The organism is Bacillus sp. EU52, from assembly GCF_037964975.1.
GTDB lineage: Bacteria > Bacillota > Bacilli > Bacillales > Bacillaceae > Bacillus > Bacillus subtilis.
On sequence record NZ_CP150177.1, the window covers coordinates 902,501 to 923,645 of the forward strand.

Genomic DNA, 21,145 nt, shown 5'->3' on the forward strand with positions numbered 1-21,145 from the left:
GAAAAGGATGTGGAGTTGCTTAGACAACCAGGATGTTGGCTTAGAAGCAGCCACCATTTAAAGAGTGCGTAATAGCTCACTGGTCGAGTGACTCTGCGCCGAAAATGTACCGGGGCTAAACGTATCACCGAAGCTGCGGACTGTTCTTCGAACAGTGGTAGGAGAGCGTTCTAAGGGCTGTGAAGCCAGACCGGAAGGACTGGTGGAGCGCTTAGAAGTGAGAATGCCGGTATGAGTAGCGAAAGAGGGGTGAGAATCCCCTCCACCGAATGCCTAAGGTTTCCTGAGGAAGGCTCGTCCGCTCAGGGTTAGTCGGGACCTAAGCCGAGGCCGAAAGGCGTAGGCGATGGACAACAGGTTGATATTCCTGTACCACCTCCTCACCATTTGAGCAATGGGGGGACGCAGGAGGATAGGGTAAGCGCGGTATTGGATATCCGCGTCCAAGCAGTTAGGCTGGGAAATAGGCAAATCCGTTTCCCATAAGGCTGAGCTGTGATGGCGAGCGAAATATAGTAGCGAAGTTCCTGATTCCACACTGCCAAGAAAAGCCTCTAGCGAGGTGAGAGGTGCCCGTACCGCAAACCGACACAGGTAGGCGAGGAGAGAATCCTAAGGTGATCGAGAGAACTCTCGTTAAGGAACTCGGCAAAATGACCCCGTAACTTCGGGAGAAGGGGTGCTCTGTTAGGGTGCAAGCCCGAGAGAGCCGCAGTGAATAGGCCCAGGCGACTGTTTAGCAAAAACACAGGTCTCTGCGAAGCCGTAAGGCGAAGTATAGGGGCTGACGCCTGCCCGGTGCTGGAAGGTTAAGAGGAGCGCTTAGCGTAAGCGAAGGTGCGAATTGAAGCCCCAGTAAACGGCGGCCGTAACTATAACGGTCCTAAGGTAGCGAAATTCCTTGTCGGGTAAGTTCCGACCCGCACGAAAGGCGCAACGATCTGGGCACTGTCTCAACGAGAGACTCGGTGAAATTATAGTACCTGTGAAGATGCAGGTTACCCGCGACAGGACGGAAAGACCCCGTGGAGCTTTACTGCAGCCTGATATTGAATGTTGGTACAGCTTGTACAGGATAGGTAGGAGCCTTGGAAACCGGAGCGCCAGCTTCGGTGGAGGCATCGGTGGGATACTACCCTGGCTGTATTGACCTTCTAACCCGCCGCCCTTATCGGGCGGGGAGACAGTGTCAGGTGGGCAGTTTGACTGGGGCGGTCGCCTCCTAAAAGGTAACGGAGGCGCCCAAAGGTTCCCTCAGAATGGTTGGAAATCATTCGCAGAGTGTAAAGGCACAAGGGAGCTTGACTGCGAGACCTACAAGTCGAGCAGGGACGAAAGTCGGGCTTAGTGATCCGGTGGTTCCGCATGGAAGGGCCATCGCTCAACGGATAAAAGCTACCCCGGGGATAACAGGCTTATCTCCCCCAAGAGTCCACATCGACGGGGAGGTTTGGCACCTCGATGTCGGCTCATCGCATCCTGGGGCTGTAGTCGGTCCCAAGGGTTGGGCTGTTCGCCCATTAAAGCGGTACGCGAGCTGGGTTCAGAACGTCGTGAGACAGTTCGGTCCCTATCCGTCGCGGGCGCAGGAAATTTGAGAGGAGCTGTCCTTAGTACGAGAGGACCGGGATGGACGCACCGCTGGTGTACCAGTTGTTCTGCCAAGGGCATCGCTGGGTAGCTATGTGCGGACGGGATAAGTGCTGAAAGCATCTAAGCATGAAGCCCCCCTCAAGATGAGATTTCCCATTCCGCAAGGAAGTAAGATCCCTGAAAGATGATCAGGTTGATAGGTCTGAGGTGGAAGTGTGGCGACACATGGAGCTGACAGATACTAATCGATCGAGGACTTAACCACATTTTGAATGATGTCACACCTGTTATTTAGTTTTGAGAGAATAAGTTTTTTAAAAAAACACTTGATTTTCTCAAGAATACATAGTACAATGTTAAATGTCACTGAAATTGTCTGGTGATGATGGCGAAGAGGTCACACCCGTTCCCATGCCGAACACGGAAGTTAAGCTCTTCAGCGCCGATGGTAGTCGGGGGTTTCCCCCTGTGAGAGTAGGACATCGCCAGGCAGACTTCATTCCGCAGTAGCTCAGTGGTAGAGCTATCGGCTGTTAACCGATCGGTCGTAGGTTCGAATCCTACCTGCGGAGCCATTATTGGAGAGCTGTCCGAGTGGTCGAAGGAGCACGATTGGAAATCGTGTAGGCGGTCAACTCCGTCTCAAGGGTTCGAATCCCTTGCTCTCCGCCACTGATACTTATACATAATTACAATTGAAAGTCTGGGCCCGTTGGTCAAGCGGTTAAGACACCGCCCTTTCACGGCGGTAACACGGGTTCGAATCCCGTACGGGTCATTATATGATGGAGGATTAGCTCAGCTGGGAGAGCATCTGCCTTACAAGCAGAGGGTCGGCGGTTCGAGCCCGTCATCCTCCACCATTATATCATCGCGGGGTGGAGCAGTTCGGTAGCTCGTCGGGCTCATAACCCGAAGGTCGCAGGTTCAAATCCTGCCCCCGCAACCAAATTTTAAAATGGTCCGGTAGTTCAGTTGGTTAGAATGCCTGCCTGTCACGCAGGAGGTCGCGGGTTCGAGTCCCGTCCGGACCGCCATTTGAATACTTAGGCTCGGTAGCTCAGTTGGTAGAGCAACGGACTGAAAATCCGTGTGTCGGCGGTTCGATTCCGTCCCGAGCCACCACCTATGCCGGTGTAGCTCAATTGGTAGAGCAACTGACTTGTAATCAGTAGGTTGGGGGTTCAAGTCCTCTTGCCGGCACTGTTTTTTCAAAATTTAATGTGGAGGGGTAGCGAAGTGGCTAAACGCGGCGGACTGTAAATCCGCTCCCTCAGGGTTCGGCAGTTCGAATCTGCCCCCCTCCACCATTTATAGGGGCATAGTTTAACGGTAGAACAGAGGTCTCCAAAACCTCCGGTGTGGGTTCGATTCCTACTGCCCCTGCCAAATTTATGACATCTTGAGATTATGGCGGTTGTGGCGAAGTGGTTAACGCACCAGATTGTGGCTCTGGCACTCGTGGGTTCGATTCCCATCAATCGCCCCATATTATCATTGGGCTATAGCCAAGCGGTAAGGCAACGGACTTTGACTCCGTCATGCGTTGGTTCGAATCCAGCTAGCCCAGTCTCACTTTTTATATCAACTGCATATAATGTATTAAGTCCATTAAAAATGCGGAAGTAGTTCAGTGGTAGAACACCACCTTGCCAAGGTGGGGGTCGCGGGTTCGAATCCCGTCTTCCGCTCCAATTACGGCGGCATAGCCAAGTGGTAAGGCAGAGGTCTGCAAAACCTTTATCCCCGGTTCGAATCCGGGTGTCGCCTTCTTATTGCCGGGGTGGTGGAATTGGCAGACACACAGGACTTAAAATCCTGCGGTAGGTGACTACCGTGCCGGTTCAAGTCCGGCCCTCGGCACCAATTTTACTTACATGGTAAGTTGAATTGGTGTTTGTGTTTTATCATTATAACTAATCATATTAATGATCTACATAAGTAGATCATTTTTTTAATGCTTTGATTTATCATAACAAGTTAAGTTCCGAGGCCTATTATAAAGCGGCTGTATAGCTAGTCTTTCAACACTTTTATTTTATATTTCCATAAAAACTTTTTTGAAATACGTTGACACTTTATGAGATCCATGATATATTTATATTCGTCGGTTAGATACGACGTAAAACTTGCCGGTGTGGCGGAATTGGCAGACGCGCACGACTCAAAATCGTGTTCCTTCTGGAGTGTCGGTTCGACCCCGACCACCGGTATACTGAAAAACCCGTTTCTTAACAGAAACGGGTTTTTATTTTTTATTAAAGAAAAGGAGCCGAGGCTCCTTTTTATACTTACTCAGCGTATTGGTCTAGGATCTCTTCTAGCACCTCTTCTAGCTCTTCTGTATCTTCAAGCTCTGATTGGCTGAAACGGACGCGTACAAGCTGTTCTCCGTCATTATACATCTCTTCCAACCACCCTCGGAGTCCTCTTGCTCTGCGGTCGACTTCGAAAATGATTTCCAAACCGTCTTCGTCTAAAAGGAAAATGAGCTCTAATTCATCAAGCATCTGACGATAATATCCGGAAGTCGGAACGAATTCGAATTCTTGAACGAACGGAAGACGACGCTGGAAGTAGGGCGCTTGTTCGCAGTCTGCTTCGTTAAGACGGAAGCCCAGGTTTTCGATTGCTTCAAGCACATTTTCAATCCAAGGGTGCGCTTCAACGAAAATGCGGTCATGATCGGATTTATCGATACCGCCTTGAATGTCAAGGTCTGTCACCACGGCAACCTCTACTTTCCCTACAGTGATCGGCGTATCTAGAGGCAGAGTGAATGTGAACGGAAATTGATGCTCTTCACCAGGCTGTATGGTAAATGAACCAGTGACCCGGAAAGAATGAATTGTAGCGTATTTCCGGTGCTCTTCATCGTCTTTTACAATGACATACCGTGTGCTAAGCTGTAAATCGATATAACGGATGTCCTGAGCGATTTTTCCGCCTTTGACATGTACCGTTCCCTGTACTTCTTCTCCTGGAAAATATGCGTCTTTTTCTAAAATTGTATCTACTTTTGCAGCTCCAATTCCGGCACTTGCCGCAAGCTTCTTAAAAAATGACATGTTAGATCTTCCCCTTTTTCTTTTTTCTCAACAGATATACGTAAGAAGGAGGAAAAAAGATTCGTTTGATTCATACTTTTTTCCTATTATTCGTCTCGGCCTAGGGACAGACTAAGAATAATATTGAGAATAAAGGAGTGGATGGAAGTGAATAAAGAAAGTTTGGTTGCAGATGAATTACACAGAATGTTTTTGGCTGGTGAGCTGCAAATCACAGTAGAGGAGGATATAAACAATATTTCCGAAAGGCTGAGAAACGGAGATCTCAGTTTAGACCGATTAAGCGGTGAAGACGTGTTTATAAAAGAAACGGTAAATGAGGCTTTAAGAAGAGTGGAGCAATAAAAAAGAGACGGCATCTCATCTTTGAGATCCCGTCTCTTTTTGTGGTCTTTGCTGTAAGATAAAAGCGAATCGATTTGGAATTGCTCACCCGAGCCACCCCTTTTCTAACAGAAGATCTGACAGTTCATCATGGAGATAAACAGCTGTATCTAATTGATCATGCAATGCTCTTCTGATGTGGGGATTTTCGGTTGCTGTTGTTGCGACAGTGTATTTGTTAATGCTGGTTTTTATTGTTGTTAACAAATCAAGAATATCTTTGGGACAAAGACTTTGTTCAATGGGAAACCACCTCCTTTGTTTTTTTAGCAGCTCCTGATAAGAAAGTATTTGACTTTGTTTCTTGCTTCTATACAAAATGCTATAATAAGCAACAAATTTTGTTGGGGGGTGTGATGATGAAGCAGATTATTGCGATGGGGGGCGGGGGTTTTTCGATGGAGCCGGATAATTTGTCCCTCGATCAATATATCCTCAATCAATCAAAACGAGAGCAGCCTCGTATTTGTTTTTTGCCGACGGCGAGCGGAGATTCCCAAAACTATATTCAGCGGTTTTATCATGCATTTCAAACATTGGATTGCGTGCCGTCTCATTTATCTTTGTTTAAGCCACCATCATCAGATTTAGCTTCTTTTGTTATGGAAATGGACGTGATTTATGTTGGCGGGGGAAATACGCGGAATTTACTTGTGTTATGGAAAGAGTGGGGGCTGGACCATATTCTCAGGGAAGCATGGAAGAACGGTGTGGTTGTAGCTGGAATAAGTGCCGGTGCGATCTGCTGGTTTGAAGAAGGGGTGACAGATTCAGCCGGACCGCTGACAAGTTTGAAAAGTTTAGGTTTTTTGCAAGGGAGCTTTTGTCCCCATTATGACGGGGAAAAGGATCGGAGACCGGCATACCACCAGCTGATATCTAACAAGTTCTTATGCAGTGGCTATGCAGCGGATGATGGGGCTGCTCTCCATTTCATAAATGATCAGCTGTTTCAGACTGTGAGTTCAAGGTCGGGTGCAAAGGCATATCGGGTGATGATGGCTGAACATGAAATAGCTGAAATCCCGTTGCCGGTCAAATATTTAGGGTGAAATTGGCTGAATATTATCTATATTCCTCTTTTTTTCAGATTGATTTTATGATAAGATGAGTGCGAAATCAATAGTTACTGGGGGTGCCCGCTTTCGGGCTGAGAGAGAAGGCAAGCTTCTTAACCCTTTGGACCTGATCTGGTTCGTACCAGCGTGGGGAAGTAGAGGAATTGTTTTTGTTATTGTCGTGCTGGGCAATAATATGTTTCTTTCTGACTGTAACCGGGTTCATTTATATGAATCCGGTTTTTTGTGCTGGTTATGGGCTTGATTTTGTCCTTTCAAACGTAGAGAGGGGAAGGAAAAGTAATGCAAAACAATTCAGTGCAGCAAGCCAACATTTCCATTATGTCAAGTTTTTCAGGCAGCAAGAAGGTATACGTGGAGGGTTCTTCTTCGGACATCCAAGTGCCGATGAGGGAGATTGCATTGAGTCCGACGACGGGATCGTTCGGCGAAGAGGAAAACGCGCCTGTGCGTGTCTATGATACAAGCGGACCGTATACGGATCCTGAAGTAACCATTAATATTCAAGAAGGATTAAAGCCGCTCCGCCAAAAATGGATTACACAGCGCGGTGACGTGGAAGAGTATGAAGGTCGGGCTATAAAACCAGAAGATAACGGTTATAAAAAAGCAAATCCAAACGTAAGCTACCCAGGATTAAAGCGGAAACCGCTGAGGGCGAAGGCAGGTCAAAATGTCACACAAATGCACTATGCAAAAAAGGGGATCATTACACCTGAGATGGAATTTATCGCCATTCGTGAGCATGTGTCTCCTGAATTCGTCAGAGACGAGGTAGCCAGCGGCCGGGCGATTATTCCTTCAAACATTAATCACCCTGAAAGTGAGCCAATGATTATCGGCCGGAATTTTCATGTGAAGATTAATGCGAATATCGGGAATTCAGCGGTTACGTCATCCATTGAAGAAGAAGTGGAAAAAATGACGTGGGCCATCCGCTGGGGAGCGGATACGATGATGGATCTCTCTACCGGAAAAGATATTCATACGACGCGTGAATGGATTATCCGCAATTGCCCCGTGCCTGTGGGAACTGTTCCGATTTATCAGGCGCTTGAAAAAGTAAACGGCGTAGCGGAGGATTTAACGTGGGAGATTTATCGTGATACGCTAATCGAGCAGGCAGAACAGGGAGTGGATTATTTTACGATTCACGCGGGTGTTTTGCTTAGGTATGTACCGCTGACTGCCAAACGGACAACTGGTATTGTGTCACGCGGGGGAGCGATTATGGCGCAGTGGTGTCTGGCTCATCATCAAGAAAGCTTTTTATACACACATTTTGAAGAAATATGTGAGATTATGAAAATGTATGATATTGCTTTCTCTCTTGGGGATGGTTTGCGTCCCGGATCAATTGCTGATGCCAATGACGAAGCGCAGTTTGCTGAATTAGAGACGCTTGGAGAGCTGACGCAAATTGCCTGGAAGCATGATGTTCAGGTGATGATTGAGGGTCCTGGACATGTTCCGATGCATAAAATCAAAGAGAACGTCGATAAACAAATGGACATTTGTAAAGAAGCGCCTTTTTACACATTGGGGCCGTTGACAACGGATATTGCTCCGGGATATGACCATATTACTTCAGCGATCGGAGCGGCGATGATCGGTTGGTACGGGACAGCAATGCTTTGTTATGTAACGCCGAAGGAGCATTTGGGGCTGCCAAACCGTGATGATGTTCGTGAAGGAGTCATTACATATAAGATCGCTGCGCACGCTGCGGACCTTGCAAAAGGGCATCCCGGAGCGCAAATCCGGGATGATGCGTTATCGAAAGCCCGTTTTGAATTCCGCTGGCGGGATCAGTTTAATTTATCTCTTGATCCGGAGAGAGCCCTTGAATACCATGATGAAACCCTGCCTGCTGAAGGAGCAAAAACTGCTCACTTTTGTTCCATGTGTGGTCCGAAATTTTGCAGCATGAGAATTTCACAGGATATTCGGGATTATGCGAAGAAAAACGATCTCAGTGAAGCAGAAGCCATAAATAAAGGATTAAAAGAAAAAGCAAAAGAGTTTGTCGATACGGGAAGCAATTTATATCAATAAAAAAGATGAAGATGGAGAATGCTCCATCTTCATTTTTTTAGAAAAACAGAGAGCGTCGAAGCGGAGGAATACTCTGTTCAAAGCGGAAAACATTTTCTGGATCATATTTCGTTTTGACACGGCGGAGTCGTTCAACGTTTTCGCCGTAATATGTTCTTGGCCAATTTCTGATTTCGATATCTGGCCAATTTACGTAGTCTCCCATCGTTTCTCTCGAAAGGGACGTTCTCAGCCCCTCAATCCAGCGGACGTTTTGTCTTTTTTCTCCAGGGGATGTCCAGTTTGTTAAGTATTCCTGGGCAATGATTGCATCACGATAATAAAATGCCGTTTGGTCAGGAGCGATCCGTCCGGCTGCCCCGCCGAGTGCTTGCTGCCAGACACTGGCGTTTTGATTCGGAGCGTGCTCTAAAAAGTGTTTTATTGTTGTAATCGCACGTTCTGATAATGGCTTTTCAATGAAAGAGCCGGAGCGTTTCATTTTTTGAGGCTGATTGCCTCCCGGGCTGTTAAAAAAGGTTACCGCTTCGATGAACGGCATTGTTTTTACCATTCCGCTTGTTGGGCTTCCTGCTTTCAATAAAGGCTTTAACAGTTTTTTTAACTCTGTTTTTGGACCGACAAATTGGCCGAGGGCTTCTATGCGGTTTACTTCTTTAGGCCAAAACTCTATTGATGATGTAAGCCGGTCATCTGTATACGGGGCCCAGTGCTGCCACGTGTTAAATACTTCCTCAAAATCATCCCATCCCCATGTTATAGAAAAAATCGACACTTGAGAGATGGGCACTGCTTTAAATGTCATGGAGGTGACTATGCCGAAATTGCCTCCTCCGCCTCCCTGAGACGCCCAAAATAAGTCTGGATGATTTGAACAGCTGACTGTAATCAGATCAGCGCCCTCTTTTTCGTCTGCTACGATCATCTCAAGCTGCACGAGGCTGTCGCAAGTAAGGCCGGCAGCCCTTGTTAAAAGTCCAATTCCCCCTCCGAGAGTTAAACCTGTGAGCCCTACATTGGCAATGGTGCCTGCGGGAAGTGTCAGGCCGTATTGCCAAAGTGTCCGATAGACTTCTCCCAATTCAGCCCCCGCTTCAATATAGGCCAGCTTTTTATCCTGATTCACAGTTATTTTTTTCATCTCGCTTAAATCAATAACAAGACCGTTATTTAAAAGGGAAAAGTTCTCATAGCTGTGTCTGCCGCCTCTAATACGGAAAGGCACACGGTTTTCACGCGCCCATTTCAGCGCATTGAGTGCATCCTGTTTGTTTTGGCAAAACACAATGATGTCAGGATACCTTTCTAAGCTTAGGTTAATATTGGTTCTTGCTTCGTTATAGTCCGGATCATCCCGTGTCACGATACGTCCTGTCAATTTTGTCTTTTCCACACTCCCACATCTCTTTCTCTCGTATTCTAGTTTCTCTAGCTTATGCGTCAGGGGAAAAGAGTGTATAAGGAAAAAGCGGGGATGCAATCTGATACAGTGTCAACACCCTTAAAAAATAGTTGACAGGTCGGTATTGTATGAATTAACATGGTCAGTACAAATTTTTCAAATTTATCGCGCTGATCGGAACACCGAAGGCTCTTATCGTTTAGATAAGGGCCTTTTTTGTATGAAAAAGGAGGGATTATTGATGGGAGTCAAAAAAGAAAAGGGGAGAAAACGATTCAGGAAGCGAAAAACCTACGGGAATCAGATTTTGCCGCTTGAGCTGCTGATTGAAAAAAACAAACGAGAGATTATAAACAGCGCGGAGCTCATGGAAGAAATTTATATGAAGATTGATGAGAAGCATACGCAATGTGTAACTAAATATAAAAAAACCCGCTGACTACAGCGGGTTTTTGCATTTCTACATTAAGCATCTTTTTTAATCGGCAATCCAAGGCCTTCTGCCACGCGTTTTCCGTATTCAGGATCCGCTTTGTAGAAGTGCTCGATTTGGCGCAGCTTGATTTCTTCTTTTTCTACCGGCTTCATAGCATTAACGATATTTTCAACAAGGCGGGTACGTTCATCTTCACTCATTAAACGATACAGATCACCGGCTTGAGTGTAGTGATCGTTGTGATCGTAGCTTACGCTGTCAGCGATACCTTGTACCGGATATGCTGCTTGCTTATCCTCAGGTGACTCTTTTGGACCGCCGAAGCTGTTAGGCTCGTAATACACAGACCCGCCGCCGTTATCGTCAAAGCGCATTTGTCCATCACGCTGATAATTGTTTACTTTGTTGCGTGCGCGGTTGATTGGCAGCGCTTGATGGTTTGCACCGACACGGTAACGGTGTGCATCATGATAAGCAAACAGTCGGCCTTGAAGCATTTTATCCGGTGAAACATCAATACCAGGCACGAGTGTTCCAGGTGAAAATGTCGCTTGTTCTACCTCTGCAAAGTAGTTTTCCGGATTTCTGTCTAGAACCATGCGTCCGACCTCGATTAACGGGTAGTCTTTTTGAGACCAAACTTTTGTGACATCAAACGGATCGAAACGGTACGTGTTTGCATCTTCTAAAGGCATGATTTGCACATATAGTTTCCATGCAGGATAATCACCGTTTTCGATTGCATTGAAAAGGTCTTCTGTATGGTAATCAGGGTTTTCACCGGCAATTTTTGCTGCCGTATTGACATCAAGGTTTTTCACGCCTTGTTCCGTTTTAAAATGATATTTAATCCATACGCCTTCGCCTTCGGCATTTGTCCATTTGAATGTATGGCTTCCGAAGCCGTGCATGTGGCGAAGTGTTGCAGGAATTCCGCGGTCAGACATCAGGATTGTCACTTGGTGAAGTGACTCTGGTGAAAGTGACCAGAAATCCCATACAGCCGTTGGGTTTTTCAGGTGTGTTTTTGGATCTCTTTTTTGTGTATGGATGAAATCAGGGAACTTAATCGCATCGCGGATAAAGAATACAGGCGTATTGTTGCCGACGATGTCGTAGTTTCCTTCTTCAGTATAAAATTTAACAGCAAATCCGCGCGGGTCGCGAACTGTGTCAGCAGAGCCAAGTTCACCGGCAACTGTTGAGAAACGGATGAACAACGGTGTGCGTTTGCCGACTTCAGAAAGGAAAGCGGCTTTCGTGTATTTTGTTACGTCGTTTGTCACTTCAAAATATCCGTGTGCGCCTGCTCCTTTGGCGTGAACAACACGTTCAGGAACACGTTCTCGGTTGAAATGGGCCAATTTTTCGAGTAAATGTACATCTTGAATTAAAGTTGGTCCGCGAGAACCGGCAGTCATTGAGTTTTGATTATCTCCAACCGGAGCGCCCCAGCTAGTTGTCAGTTTATTTGAACTCATGTTATCACCTCTTGGAATTTATAAGAACATAATATCATCTCTAAGTAAAAAGTCAATATTATTTTATAATTATTATAAAATAGTTATCTCTATTAAGCGATATCTAGTATTGAAAGTGTGGAAAAACCTTGTTGGAACAGCTTTTTATGGCACTTGATAATTTTTGAAGAAATAATTTTTCCTTCTCTATTTGCGAAACAAGCAGAGTAAGTGATAAACAAGGATATCAAAAATCGTATTTAAAAAAGAGTTGACATATCGGAATAATTTGAATTAACATGTTATTCAAACAAAAAACAATTGGGCAGCTGATCGGACCGCCGAAGGCTCTCATCTCTACAAGAACAGAGATGGGGGCCTTTTTGTTTTTTTTGAAGGCGGGGTTGGCAGAAAGAGAGGGATAAAAGTGGCTGTGACCATCAGCATCAAAGAAAAGGCATTTGTTCAAGAGGGCCGCAAAAACACGGTCTTAGAGAACATAGAATTATCAATCGCACCAGGCGAATTTCTAACGCTTATCGGACCGAGCGGGTGCGGAAAAAGCACCCTGTTAAAGATTATTGCAGGGCTTGATTCTGAATATGACGGGAGTGTTGAAATTAACGGCCGCAGCGTAACAGCTCCGGGTATTCAGCAAGGATTTATTTTTCAGGAACACCGCCTCTTTCCTTGGCTGACTGTTGAGCAGAATATTGCAGCCGACTTGAATTTGAAGGACCCAAAAGTCAAACAAAAGGTGGATGAACTGATCGAGATTGTCAGATTGAAAGGATCGGAAAAAGCATATCCGCGCGAGCTGTCAGGCGGCATGTCACAGAGAGTAGCCATCGCCCGGGCCCTTCTGCGGGAGCCTGAGGTGCTGCTTTTAGATGAACCGTTTGGTGCACTCGACGCTTTTACAAGAAAACACCTGCAGGACGTGCTGCTGGATATATGGAGGAGGAAAAAAACAACGATGATTCTCGTGACTCATGATATAGATGAATCTGTTTATTTAGGAAATGAGCTTGCGATCCTTAAGGCCAAACCGGGGAAAATCCATAAGCTGATGCCCATTCACCTGGCGTATCCGCGAAACCGGACGACTCCGGATTTCCAAGCGATCAGACAGAGAGTGCTGTCGGAATTCGAGAAAACAGAAGATTTGGAGTACGCAGAAGGATCAGGGATATAGAAAGGGCGGAAGCGGAAATGAAAAAAGGACTCATTGTATTGGTTGCCGTTATTTTTCTGCTCGCAGGCTGTGGAGCAAATGGAGCCAGCGGTGACCACAAACAATTGAAGGAAATACGTATTGGTATTCAGCAAAGCTTAAGCCCGCTTTTGATCGCAAAAGAAAAAGGCTGGTTCGAAGATGCATTTGAAAAAGAAGGCATCAAAGTGAAATGGGTGGAGTTTCAAAGCGGTCCGCCCCAATTTGAAGGCCTTGCGGCAGACAAACTTGATTTTTCTCAAGTCGGTAATTCGCCTGTGATCGCTGGACAGGCGGCAGGCATTGACTTTAAAGAAATTGGCTTATCTCAGGATGGGTTGAAAGCGAACGGCATCCTTGTCAACCAAAACAGCGGCATTCAGGACGTTAAGGACTTAAAGGGAAAGAAAATTGCAGTCGCTAAAGGCAGCAGCGGGTTTGATTTTTTGTATAAAGCGCTTGATCAAGTGGGGTTGTCAGCTAACGATGTGACAATTATTCAGCTTCAGCCTGATGAAGCAGCTTCCGCATTTGAAAACGGATCTGTTGATGCCTGGTCCATTTGGGAGCCGTACTTGTCCTTAGAAACAATGAAACACGGGGCAAAAATCCTTGTGAACGGAGAAAGCACAGATTTATATTCCCCGGGTTTTACTTTAGTAAGAACAAAGTTTTCAGAGGAGCATCCAGACGAAGTGGTCCGTTTTCTGAAGGTGTTTAATAAAGCCGTTGTATGGCAAAAGGAACATCTGGATGAAGCAGCGGACTTGTATTCTGACATTAAAGATCTCGATAAAAAGGTCGTCGAAAATGTGCTGAAAAATACTGAACCTCTGAATGAGGTCATCAGTGACGACATTGTGAAAGCGCAGCAGGAAACAGCAGATTTTCAATTTCGAACAAAGGCGATAGATAAGAAGATTGATGTGAAGGATGTTGTCGATAACACTTTTATCAAAAAAGCATTAAAGGAACATTCCTCAGGAGGTGATCAATGATGAAAGCAGAGGCTGCGGGCTCGCTGCCCAAAACGAATGCGGAAGCGGTGCGAAAAAAGCCCGGAAGGAAGAGATACGGCTGGATGAAGGGGCTTTTACTGCCCGCTGTCATCATTGCCATCTGGCAGGTCATCGGCGGGCTGGGGGTTGTGTCCGCTACAGTGCTGCCTACACCTGTTACGATTGTTCTGACCTTTAAGGAGCTTATTTTGTCCGGCGAACTGTTCGGCCATCTGCAAATCAGCATTTATCGGGCGGCACTTGGTTTTTTGCTTGGCGCGGGGCTTGGATTGATGATCGGGATTTTGGCTGGATTCTCCAAACGGACGGAGCTGTATCTTGATCCGTCGTTGCAAATGCTTAGAACCGTACCTCATCTGGCCGTCACGCCGCTGTTTATTTTATGGTTCGGATTTGACGAAGTATCTAAAATTTTGCTGATTGCGCTCGGTGCCTTCTTTCCTGTCTATATCAATACGTTTAACGGCATCCGCGGGGTTGACGCGAAGCTGTTTGAAGTCGCCCGGGTGCTTGAATTTAAATGGCATCAGCAGATATCCAAAGTGATATTGCCGGCAGCCCTGCCCAATATATTGCTAGGCATTCGCTTATCGCTCGGCATTGCATGGCTCGGGCTCGTTGTGGCAGAGCTGATGGGCTCAAGCTCGGGAGTCGGCTATATGATCATGGATGCGAGACAGTTTTCACAAACGAATAAAGTCTTTGCAGGGATTATCATTTTTGCAGTGGTTGGAAAGCTGACGGATTCCTTCGTCAGGCTGCTTGAACGAAAGCTGTTAAAGTGGAGAAACAGCTACGAAGGATAAAAGATATAAAGGGGAGATGAATATGGAAATTCTTTGGTTTATACCGACTCATGGAGACGCGAGATATTTAGGATCTGAAAGTGATGGACGGACTGCGGATCATCTTTACTTTAAACAAGTCGCGCAGGCGGCAGACAGGCTGGGATATACAGGAGTTCTTCTGCCAACGGGAAGATCGTGCGAGGACCCGTGGCTTACAGCGTCGGCACTGGCAGGAGAAACAAAGGACTTAAAGTTTTTAGTCGCGGTAAGACCTGGTTTAATGCAGCCTTCTCTGGCAGCCAGAATGACATCCACCCTAGACCGCATTTCAGACGGGCGGCTGCTGATCAACGTTGTGGCAGGGGGCGATCCGTATGAGCTGGCAGGCGATGGCCTGTTTATCAGCCATGATGAGCGCTACGAGGCAACAGACGAATTTTTAACCGTTTGGCGGAGACTTTTGCAGGGAGAAACGGTTTCCTATGAAGGAAAGCATATAAAAGTGGAAAACAGCAATCTGCTTTTCCCGCCGCAGCAAGAGCCGCATCCGCCCATCTATTTCGGTGGTTCGTCACAGGCTGGGATTGAAGCTGCCGCAAAGCATACAGACGTATACTTGACATGGGGGGAGCCGCCTGAACAAGTAAAAGAAAAGATAGAAAGAGTCAAAAAGCAAGCGGCAAAAGAAGGGAGATCCGTTCGATTTGGCATTAGGCTGCATGTCATTGCCCGTGAAACTGAACAAGAGGCATGGGAAGCGGCAGAGCGCTTGATCAGCCACTTGGATGATGACACCATTGCCAAAGCGCAGGCAGCTTTGAGCCGTTACGACTCTACAGGCCAGCAGCGGATGGCCGTCCTTCATCAAGGCGATCGGACGAAGCTTGAAATCAGTCCGAATCTGTGGGCGGGGATCGGCCTAGTCAGAGGAGGGGCAGGAACAGCTCTTGTCGGTGATCCGCAGACGATTGCCGACCGGATAGCGGAGTACCAGGCACTCGGCATAGAATCGTTTATATTCTCAGGCTATCCGCATTTAGAAGAAGCGTATTATTTTGCAGAGCTTGTATTTCCGCTTTTGCCGTTTGAAAATGATCGGACGAGAAAGCTTCAGAACAAAAGGGGAGAAGCGGTAGGAAACACTTATTTTGTCAAAGAGAAAAATGCATGAGTTTAATAAAAATACAGCCCCCAAACATGGTATGATATTCAAAAAAAGGGGGCTTTTTTTCTGAAAACATTGAGAAGCGCGGCAGTCATTTGCCTCATAGCTATGCTGTCAGCATGCGGACATTCAAAACAGATGGAAATCAAAGCGGCGGACATATCAGAACTTGAAAAAAACAGAATGGATGTCGCAGCTTCACAGGCATTCACTGCCGAAGCCGTCAATATCGGTGAAGGTGTTTCTTCAGCTGACATGTACATCGAACATTATCAAAAGGGAAAGCTTGTTGAGAGGTTTGGACCGGCTAGTGCAGATTATTCAGAGGAAAAACCCGATACCATACAATTTGTTTATTTTGAGAAGGAAGAGGGGGAAGGAAAGAATAAACATACCACCATTCATTTTGGCATTGTGGATAAACAGGGAAATATAGCGGCTGATTCATCGGTGAAACGTGACGATAGCACAACACAGGAAATGACTCAGAATATTTCATCGCCGGAACCGATTACTTTCGAGAAGCCTGCTTTGATCGGCAGCAGTATTAGAGGGACTGACGAGACAATGCACACCTCTGAACATAAAAAAGAGCTCATTAAGCATCAAGATGCGTTACTGTATTATGTGGAATTGCATCATTAGAATGGGCGGCTTCAGGCCGTCTGTTTTACAAAGCGGTATGCTTGCTTTTTTGAATGGTGCATGATACATTTTAAATCGTAACAATTTCGATTTAAAGGGAGGCTATGTGACTTGGCTAAAAAATCAAAAGTGGCAAAAGAGTTAAAACGCCAACAGCTTGTTGAGCAATACGCTGATATTAGACGCGAGTTGAAGGAAAAAGGAGATTACGAGGCACTCAGCAAGCTGCCAAGAGATTCAGCACCGGGAAGGCTTCACAACCGCTGCATGGTAACGGGGCGCCCGAGAGCATATATGAGGAAGTTTAAAATGTCCAGAATCGCTTTCAGGGAGCTGGCCCATAAAGGCCAGATTCCCGGTGTGAAAAAAGCAAGCTGGTAAGAAAAAACTCCGGCCGATTACAGCGCGCCGGAGTTTTTTTCGTTTTTCTTGAAAGAGATGACGTAGGAAAGGTGCTGGATGATCATGATGATAAACACAATAATAATAGGGAAAAACGGAATACGCGATTGAAAAAGCGGATAAAAAATGAGAAGAACCGCTGCGGCAGGCAGCGAGAAGTAGACAGCGATATATGACGCGCGACATGCTTTTGCCGTCATCATCTGCTCTCTTTCATCCTGCTCTTCAAACTCATCAGGCAGAAGAAGCTGCTTTCTGGCAGGGCGGCTTTTTTTCTGTAAGTACAAATAAACCGCAAACGCCGCAACAAACAGAATAAAGGGGGTGAGGTTTAATTCAAATACCATCCCGCCGCTCTTTGTGCCGAAAAAAGATGCTATGCCTTCTGAGGCTTCAAAGTATGAAATCAGCGCCCAGCATGCAAGGCCAAATAAAACAAGGTGAAAAGCTGCTTTTGTTTTCATGCTCATCTTAGTTTTCCTCCTCTAACCAAAAGACATCCTCCATTTTCATGGAGAAGGCTTTGCAGATTTTCAGTGCTAACAGCAGTGAGGGAACATAATCGCCTTTTTCAATCGCTGCCACAGTCTGTCTTGTGACGCCGACCGTTTCTCCGAGTTTTTCCTGAGAATAGCCGAAGCGTGCCCTCAGCTCTTTTACTTTATTTTTCATCATGACGTCTGTCCCCTTCACAATCTCGATTGATTATATTGTATAGTATACTTAACATTATGTAAATGGAACTTAACAACTTTACAAAAAGATAACTTTTTTTCGACAAAATTTTTATATTCCCTTGACGAAAAATAAATAAACATGTAATATAAAAAAAGTCAGAGCGGTACTGTTGCTGACAATCACAAATGCGGGTGTAGTTTAGTGGTAAAACCTCAGCCTTCCAAGCTGATGTCGTGAGTTCGATTCTCATCACCCGCTCCATACATACGTTATTAACGCAGTGTTTCGTTTCTCAGATAAACGAAGTATTGCGTTTTTTTATGTAAAAAAGAACACGACATTCGTGTTCTTTTACGTAAGCCAATGTACTGTATGGGTGCCGCCGTGAATTTGTTCAAACATTTTCGTTAATGATGATAAGAGGTTAACAGCGCTGCTTTTCTCAATCGATGGCGGGAAAAAAATGATTTGCAGCATATTCTTAGTCTCGTTTGAAACGGGATAGTGGTTGACGCTGTTTTTGAAATCGCCAAAAATGCCGTTTTCATCAGAGAAAAGCAGTATGTTTTCTTTTTCTCCCAATGAGATCCGGACCGGCTCATGAAGCTTTCCGGCATCATAAATCATAATAGGCAGAGAATATTTTAATGCGAAAAAATCGATTGTGTCATGGGCCGAGTCTTTACTTTCCATGAATTGTTCCTTGGATATCGGGACCAGCATGTCCTCCATTGGGGTTGTTTCTCCCTCAAATGAAGGGTTAAGCTGTTTAAAGAGTTTCTGCCATTCCTTGACGAAGGATTCATCGGATATACCGCCGTCCGCATAGTCGAAAAACAAGGATTCTTGAAACAGGCGGAGTCTGCCTTTCAGCATTTGCGGTGAGGAGCCGACTTCGATATTCTCATAAATGACAGCAGCTGCATGTAAGCCGGCCGCACGTTCAGTAATAACAGAATCAAGTTTGATATTCACTAGCATTCACTCCAGTTACGTGATATCAACCTATTATAAACGCTGTATCGTTTTATCACAAAGAAAGGAGGCTGTGCAAAACATGAACGTTTATCAGCTCAAAGAAGAATTAATTGAATACGCGAAAAGCATTGGCGTGGACAAGATTGGTTTTACGACTGCTGATACTTTTGACAGTTTAAAAGACCGTTTGATTCTTCAAGAATCACTCGGCTATCTCTCCGGCTTTGAAGAGCCGGATATCGAAAAAAGGGTGACGCCGAAGCTTCTTTTGCCGAAAGCGAAATCAATAGTGGCAATTGCTCTCGCATATCCTTCCAGAATGAAGGATGCGCCGAGAAGCACGAGAACTGAGCGCAGGGGCATTTTTTGCAGAGCTTCCTGGGGAAAAGACTATCATGATGTGCTGAGGGAAAAGCTTGATCTACTGGAGGATTTTCTAAAAAGCAAGCATGAGGATATCAGAACGAAGTCAATGGTTGATACAGGTGAATTGTCTGATCGCGCCGTTGCGGAACGTGCCGGAATTGGATTCAGTGCGAAAAACTGTATGATCACAACACCCGAGTATGGCTCTTATGTGTATTTGGCGGAAATGATCACAAATATCCCTTTTGAGCCTGATGTGCCGATTGAAGATATGTGCGGGTCCTGCACGAAATGCTTGGACGCCTGCCCAACGGGAGCACTGGTTAATCCCGGGCAGCTTAATGCGCAGCGCTGCATCTCTTTTCTGACCCAGACAAAAGGATTTTTACCTGATGAATTCCGGACAAAAATCGGAAACCGCCTGTACGGGTGCGATACGTGCCAAACGGTATGCCCTCTCAATAAAGGGAAGGATTTTCATCTTCATCCGGAAATGGAGCCTGATCCTGAGATTGCCAAACCGTTATTGAAGCCGCTTTTGACCATCAGCAATCGGGAATTTAAGGAGAAATTCGGGCATGTCTCAGGTTCTTGGCGCGGGAAAAAACCGATTCAGCGAAACGCCATTCTCGCGCTTGCGCATTTTAAGGATGCTTCCGCACTGCCTGAATTGACGGAACTGATGCACAAGGATCCGCGTCCTGTCATCAGGGGGACAGCCGCATGGGCAATCGGAAAAATCGGAGACCCCGCCTACGCGGAAGAGCTTGAAAAAGCGCTGGAAAAAGAGAAGGATGAAGAGGCAAAGCTGGAAATTGAAAAAGGAATTGAGTTGCTAAAAGCTTCAGGCATGACTAAACAAGGCCTGTCCTGACATACGTATAGAGCAGAAGGAAAAAACACTTGAGATCATCCAAGTGTTTTTTCTCTATAAAAAAGTATGGCGGGTGGGGTGAGCTTGAAGTACATTTTAGAACAATTAGCGGAGGAGCGGCTGGGCTTTCTGGTTAACGGGCATGCTATGAGACAGGAGTCTCAAGTCGGAGACCTTAAAGTCATGGAGCGTAAGAAAAAGCTTCTGGAAAAACGTAAAGTTGACATCATAAAAGCGAAAGCAAAGGCCGTGATTAATCATGTGCGGGTTGAGGATGACGGAACGACCTGCCTTTCGTATACCATCCATTACGAATACGTGTGTAAGGAACAAGATGACAGCTTGTATATAGAAGAGCACATAGAGGAGCGAATGGCTTTCCTGTATGATCACATTTTGATTAGTGATCAGGAAATTGCGAAAAAGCCGGCTGGATTTCATGAAGGGACCAGTATTATTGACTATTCTGAAGCTGAAGAGGAAAGAGAAGCGTTTGGCAGGGCTTTTCAATACGATCGTCTCGGCGCTGTCCAATATGCCGAGAAATTTTGGAACAAGCGCAATCCTGCTTATAAAAATTTCAGCGATAACTGTACAAATTTTATTTCTCAGTGTCTTCATGCAGGAGGCGCGCCGATGCGCGGTCATCCGAACAGGGGATCAGGCTGGTGGATGAAACAAAGCTCATGGAGCTACAGCTGGACGGTGGCGCACTCTATGAAAATGTATTTGTCGAATTCAAAGGCCGGACTGCGTGCGGTGCGGGTGAAATCAGCGGAAGAACTGATGCCGGGCGATGTGATTTGCTATGACTTCGAAGGAGACGGCCGCTTTAATCATACAACGATTGTCGTGGCAAAGGACAAAGGCAATATGCCGCTTGTCAACGCCCAGACCTATGACAGCCGGATGAGGTATTGGTCATATGAGGATTCTACAGCATACACGCAGTCAATACGATATGCCTTTTTTCATATCGTTGATGATACGACAAAAGAGTAATTAATGTTATAATGATGGGCGGATAAGAAAAACAGAGGTGAACATTGTGGCATTACATGTCGTTTTATATCAACCAGAAATTCCCGCTAACACAGGGAATATTGCACGTACTTGTGCAGCAACCAATACAACGCTACACCTGATTCGTCCGCTCGGCTTTTCAACGGATGATAAAATGCTGAAGCGTGCCGGACTCGATTATTGGGAGTTTGTTAACGTTGTGTATCATGATTCGTTAGAAGAATTGTTTGAGGCATATGAAAAAGGCCAGTTTTTCTTTATTACAAAATTCGGCCAGCAGCCTCATACATCATTTGATTACACTGATCTTGACGAGGATTATTTCTTCGTGTTCGGAAGAGAAACAAGCGGTTTGCCAAAGGATTTAATTCAAAATAATATGGACCGCTGCCTGCGTCTTCCGATGACAGAGCATGTCAGATCGTTAAATCTGTCCAATACTGCCGCGATTCTTGTTTATGAAGCGCTGCGCCAGCAAAATTACCGTGATTTAAAATAGTGAAAAAACCCGCTCATC

Annotated in this window: 20 protein-coding genes, 17 tRNA genes, 2 rRNA genes and 1 riboswitch (1 of these 40 only partly in view); of the genes, 32 read left to right on the plus strand and 7 right to left on the minus strand. The window is 45.8% G+C overall.

All coding sequences use genetic code 11. The annotated features are described in order from the left end of the window. The 18 genes from NSU05_RS04590 to NSU05_RS04675 form a co-directional block, all read left to right on the plus strand. A 23S ribosomal RNA gene (locus NSU05_RS04590) occupies positions 1-1,858 on the plus strand (it extends 1,070 nt beyond the left edge of the window). 110 nt (positions 1,859-1,968) lie between these two features. Continuing rightward, a 5S ribosomal RNA gene (rrf, locus tag NSU05_RS04595) occupies positions 1,969-2,084 on the plus strand. A gap of 9 nt (positions 2,085-2,093) precedes the next feature. Continuing rightward, positions 2,094-2,168 (plus strand) — tRNA-Asn (locus NSU05_RS04600). A gap of 5 nt (positions 2,169-2,173) precedes the next feature. Further along, positions 2,174-2,265 (plus strand) — tRNA-Ser (locus NSU05_RS04605). Positions 2,266-2,299: 34 nt separating this feature from the next. Further along, positions 2,300-2,371, plus strand: a tRNA-Glu gene (locus tag NSU05_RS04610). Between the two features lie 9 nt (positions 2,372-2,380). Then, positions 2,381-2,456, plus strand: a tRNA-Val gene (locus NSU05_RS04615). Positions 2,457-2,465: 9 nt separating this feature from the next. Further along, positions 2,466-2,542: transfer RNA gene (locus NSU05_RS04620), tRNA-Met, on the plus strand. An 11-nt stretch (positions 2,543-2,553) separates the two neighbouring features. Continuing rightward, a tRNA-Asp gene (locus NSU05_RS04625) sits at positions 2,554-2,630 on the plus strand. Between the two features lie 12 nt (positions 2,631-2,642). Next, positions 2,643-2,718 (plus strand) — tRNA-Phe (locus tag NSU05_RS04630). Between the two features lie 5 nt (positions 2,719-2,723). Then, positions 2,724-2,796, plus strand: a tRNA-Thr gene (locus NSU05_RS04635). A 22-nt stretch (positions 2,797-2,818) separates the two neighbouring features. Beyond that, a tRNA-Tyr gene (locus NSU05_RS04640) sits at positions 2,819-2,903 on the plus strand. A gap of 5 nt (positions 2,904-2,908) precedes the next feature. Next, positions 2,909-2,982: transfer RNA gene (locus tag NSU05_RS04645), tRNA-Trp, on the plus strand. 24 nt (positions 2,983-3,006) lie between these two features. After that, positions 3,007-3,082: transfer RNA gene (locus NSU05_RS04650), tRNA-His, on the plus strand. Between the two features lie 9 nt (positions 3,083-3,091). Further along, a tRNA-Gln gene (locus NSU05_RS04655) sits at positions 3,092-3,163 on the plus strand. Positions 3,164-3,212: 49 nt separating this feature from the next. Beyond that, positions 3,213-3,287, plus strand: a tRNA-Gly gene (locus NSU05_RS04660). A gap of 5 nt (positions 3,288-3,292) precedes the next feature. After that, positions 3,293-3,363: transfer RNA gene (locus NSU05_RS04665), tRNA-Cys, on the plus strand. Positions 3,364-3,370: 7 nt separating this feature from the next. After that, positions 3,371-3,459 (plus strand) — tRNA-Leu (locus NSU05_RS04670). A gap of 265 nt (positions 3,460-3,724) precedes the next feature. Continuing rightward, a tRNA-Leu gene (locus NSU05_RS04675) sits at positions 3,725-3,806 on the plus strand. A gap of 78 nt (positions 3,807-3,884) precedes the next feature. Here NSU05_RS04675 and spo0M read toward each other — a convergent pair. Further along, a complete protein-coding gene (gene spo0M / locus NSU05_RS04680; RefSeq protein ID WP_003233481.1) occupies positions 3,885-4,661 on the minus strand; it encodes a sporulation control protein Spo0M in 777 nt (258 codons plus the stop codon). Positions 4,662-4,802: 141 nt separating this feature from the next. Between spo0M and NSU05_RS04685 the strand changes: the two genes are divergently transcribed. Next, complete coding sequence (locus tag NSU05_RS04685) at positions 4,803-5,006, plus strand: hypothetical protein (RefSeq protein WP_003233478.1); 204 nt, start codon at positions 4,803-4,805, stop codon at positions 5,004-5,006. A gap of 84 nt (positions 5,007-5,090) precedes the next feature. On the opposite strand, the gene NSU05_RS04690 is transcribed toward NSU05_RS04685, so the two are convergent. After that, on the minus strand, positions 5,091-5,363 hold the full coding sequence (locus NSU05_RS04690; RefSeq protein ID WP_010886449.1) for a spore coat protein: 273 nt from the start codon (positions 5,361-5,363) through the stop codon (positions 5,091-5,093). Positions 5,364-5,404: 41 nt separating this feature from the next. On the opposite strand from NSU05_RS04690, the gene NSU05_RS04695 reads away from it, so the two are divergent. Then, a complete protein-coding gene (locus NSU05_RS04695) occupies positions 5,405-6,097 on the plus strand; it encodes a Type 1 glutamine amidotransferase-like domain-containing protein (RefSeq protein WP_015715544.1) in 693 nt (230 codons plus the stop codon). 69 nt (positions 6,098-6,166) lie between these two features. Continuing rightward, positions 6,167-6,274: riboswitch (TPP riboswitch) on the plus strand. 132 nt (positions 6,275-6,406) lie between these two features. Then, entirely contained in the window at positions 6,407-8,179 is a 1,773-nt protein-coding gene (gene thiC / locus NSU05_RS04700) for a phosphomethylpyrimidine synthase ThiC (RefSeq protein WP_038428653.1), read from the plus strand. Between the two features lie 37 nt (positions 8,180-8,216). Here thiC and NSU05_RS04705 read toward each other — a convergent pair whose 3' ends face one another. Further along, complete coding sequence (locus tag NSU05_RS04705; RefSeq protein ID WP_038428654.1) at positions 8,217-9,572, minus strand: FAD-binding oxidoreductase; 1,356 nt, start codon at positions 9,570-9,572, stop codon at positions 8,217-8,219. Between the two features lie 250 nt (positions 9,573-9,822). Here NSU05_RS04705 and senS point away from each other — a divergent pair, with 250 nt between their 5' ends. Next, on the plus strand, positions 9,823-10,020 hold the full coding sequence (senS, locus tag NSU05_RS04710; RefSeq protein WP_003245192.1) for a transcriptional regulator SenS: 198 nt from the start codon (positions 9,823-9,825) through the stop codon (positions 10,018-10,020). Positions 10,021-10,046: 26 nt separating this feature from the next. Here the strand turns inward: senS and katA are convergent, their stop codons facing one another. Continuing rightward, positions 10,047-11,498, minus strand: a complete 1,452-nt coding sequence (gene katA, locus NSU05_RS04715) for a catalase KatA (RefSeq protein ID WP_014476225.1) — start codon at positions 11,496-11,498, stop codon at positions 10,047-10,049. Between the two features lie 406 nt (positions 11,499-11,904). On the opposite strand from katA, the gene NSU05_RS04720 reads away from it, so the two are divergent. The 6 genes from NSU05_RS04720 (at position 11,905) to rpsN (ending at position 16,688) form a co-directional block, all read left to right on the plus strand. Further along, positions 11,905-12,672 (plus strand): ABC transporter ATP-binding protein, encoded by a 768-nt coding sequence (locus tag NSU05_RS04720; RefSeq protein WP_021479704.1) that lies wholly within the window; start codon positions 11,905-11,907, stop codon positions 12,670-12,672. A gap of 17 nt (positions 12,673-12,689) precedes the next feature. Then, positions 12,690-13,688: an aliphatic sulfonate ABC transporter substrate-binding protein gene (locus tag NSU05_RS04725; protein WP_024572624.1), complete on the plus strand. Its 999-nt coding sequence runs from the start codon at positions 12,690-12,692 to the stop codon at positions 13,686-13,688. Continuing rightward, positions 13,685-14,515 (plus strand): ABC transporter permease, encoded by an 831-nt coding sequence (locus NSU05_RS04730; RefSeq protein WP_010886451.1) that lies wholly within the window; start codon positions 13,685-13,687, stop codon positions 14,513-14,515. The genes NSU05_RS04725 and NSU05_RS04730 overlap by 4 nt, the downstream gene beginning before the upstream one ends. 22 nt (positions 14,516-14,537) lie before the next feature. Beyond that, the gene (gene ssuD / locus NSU05_RS04735; RefSeq protein ID WP_038428656.1) at positions 14,538-15,668 is read left to right on the plus strand and encodes an FMNH2-dependent alkanesulfonate monooxygenase; all 1,131 of its coding nucleotides are present in this window, start codon (positions 14,538-14,540) and stop codon (positions 15,666-15,668) included. Between the two features lie 102 nt (positions 15,669-15,770). Beyond that, a complete protein-coding gene (locus NSU05_RS04740; RefSeq protein ID WP_003233457.1) occupies positions 15,771-16,307 on the plus strand; it encodes a hypothetical protein in 537 nt (178 codons plus the stop codon). Positions 16,308-16,418: 111 nt separating this feature from the next. Beyond that, positions 16,419-16,688, plus strand: coding sequence for a 30S ribosomal protein S14 (rpsN, locus tag NSU05_RS04745; protein WP_024573218.1), 270 nt, complete (start codon positions 16,419-16,421; stop codon positions 16,686-16,688). Between the two features lie 17 nt (positions 16,689-16,705). On the opposite strand, the gene NSU05_RS04750 is transcribed toward rpsN, so the two are convergent. Together NSU05_RS04750 and NSU05_RS04755 are read right to left on the minus strand one after the other, a co-directional pair. After that, the gene (locus NSU05_RS04750) at positions 16,706-17,179 is read right to left on the minus strand and encodes a hypothetical protein (protein WP_038428659.1); all 474 of its coding nucleotides are present in this window, start codon (positions 17,177-17,179) and stop codon (positions 16,706-16,708) included. 1 nt (position 17,180) lies between these two features. Continuing rightward, a complete protein-coding gene (locus tag NSU05_RS04755; RefSeq protein WP_009966860.1) occupies positions 17,181-17,381 on the minus strand; it encodes a helix-turn-helix transcriptional regulator in 201 nt (66 codons plus the stop codon). Between the two features lie 193 nt (positions 17,382-17,574). Here NSU05_RS04755 and NSU05_RS04760 point away from each other — a divergent pair. Beyond that, positions 17,575-17,648, plus strand: a tRNA-Gly gene (locus tag NSU05_RS04760). A gap of 90 nt (positions 17,649-17,738) precedes the next feature. Here the strand turns inward: NSU05_RS04760 and NSU05_RS04765 are convergent. After that, positions 17,739-18,362 (minus strand): B3/4 domain-containing protein, encoded by a 624-nt coding sequence (locus NSU05_RS04765; RefSeq protein ID WP_003245517.1) that lies wholly within the window; start codon positions 18,360-18,362, stop codon positions 17,739-17,741. A gap of 82 nt (positions 18,363-18,444) precedes the next feature. Here NSU05_RS04765 and queG point away from each other — a divergent pair, with 82 nt between their 5' ends. The 3 genes from queG to trmL all read left to right on the plus strand — a co-directional run bounded on the left by queG (position 18,445) and on the right by trmL (position 21,127). Beyond that, positions 18,445-19,605: a tRNA epoxyqueuosine(34) reductase QueG gene (gene queG / locus NSU05_RS04770; protein ID WP_032677424.1), complete on the plus strand. Its 1,161-nt coding sequence runs from the start codon at positions 18,445-18,447 to the stop codon at positions 19,603-19,605. 66 nt (positions 19,606-19,671) lie between these two features. After that, entirely contained in the window at positions 19,672-20,607 is a 936-nt protein-coding gene (locus tag NSU05_RS04775; RefSeq protein ID WP_031315024.1) for an amidase domain-containing protein, read from the plus strand. 37 nt (positions 20,608-20,644) lie between these two features. Continuing rightward, entirely contained in the window at positions 20,645-21,127 is a 483-nt protein-coding gene (gene trmL, locus NSU05_RS04780; RefSeq protein ID WP_003233442.1) for a tRNA (uridine(34)/cytosine(34)/5-carboxymethylaminomethyluridine(34)-2'-O)-methyltransferase TrmL, read from the plus strand. Positions 21,128-21,145: the final 18 nt, after the last annotated feature.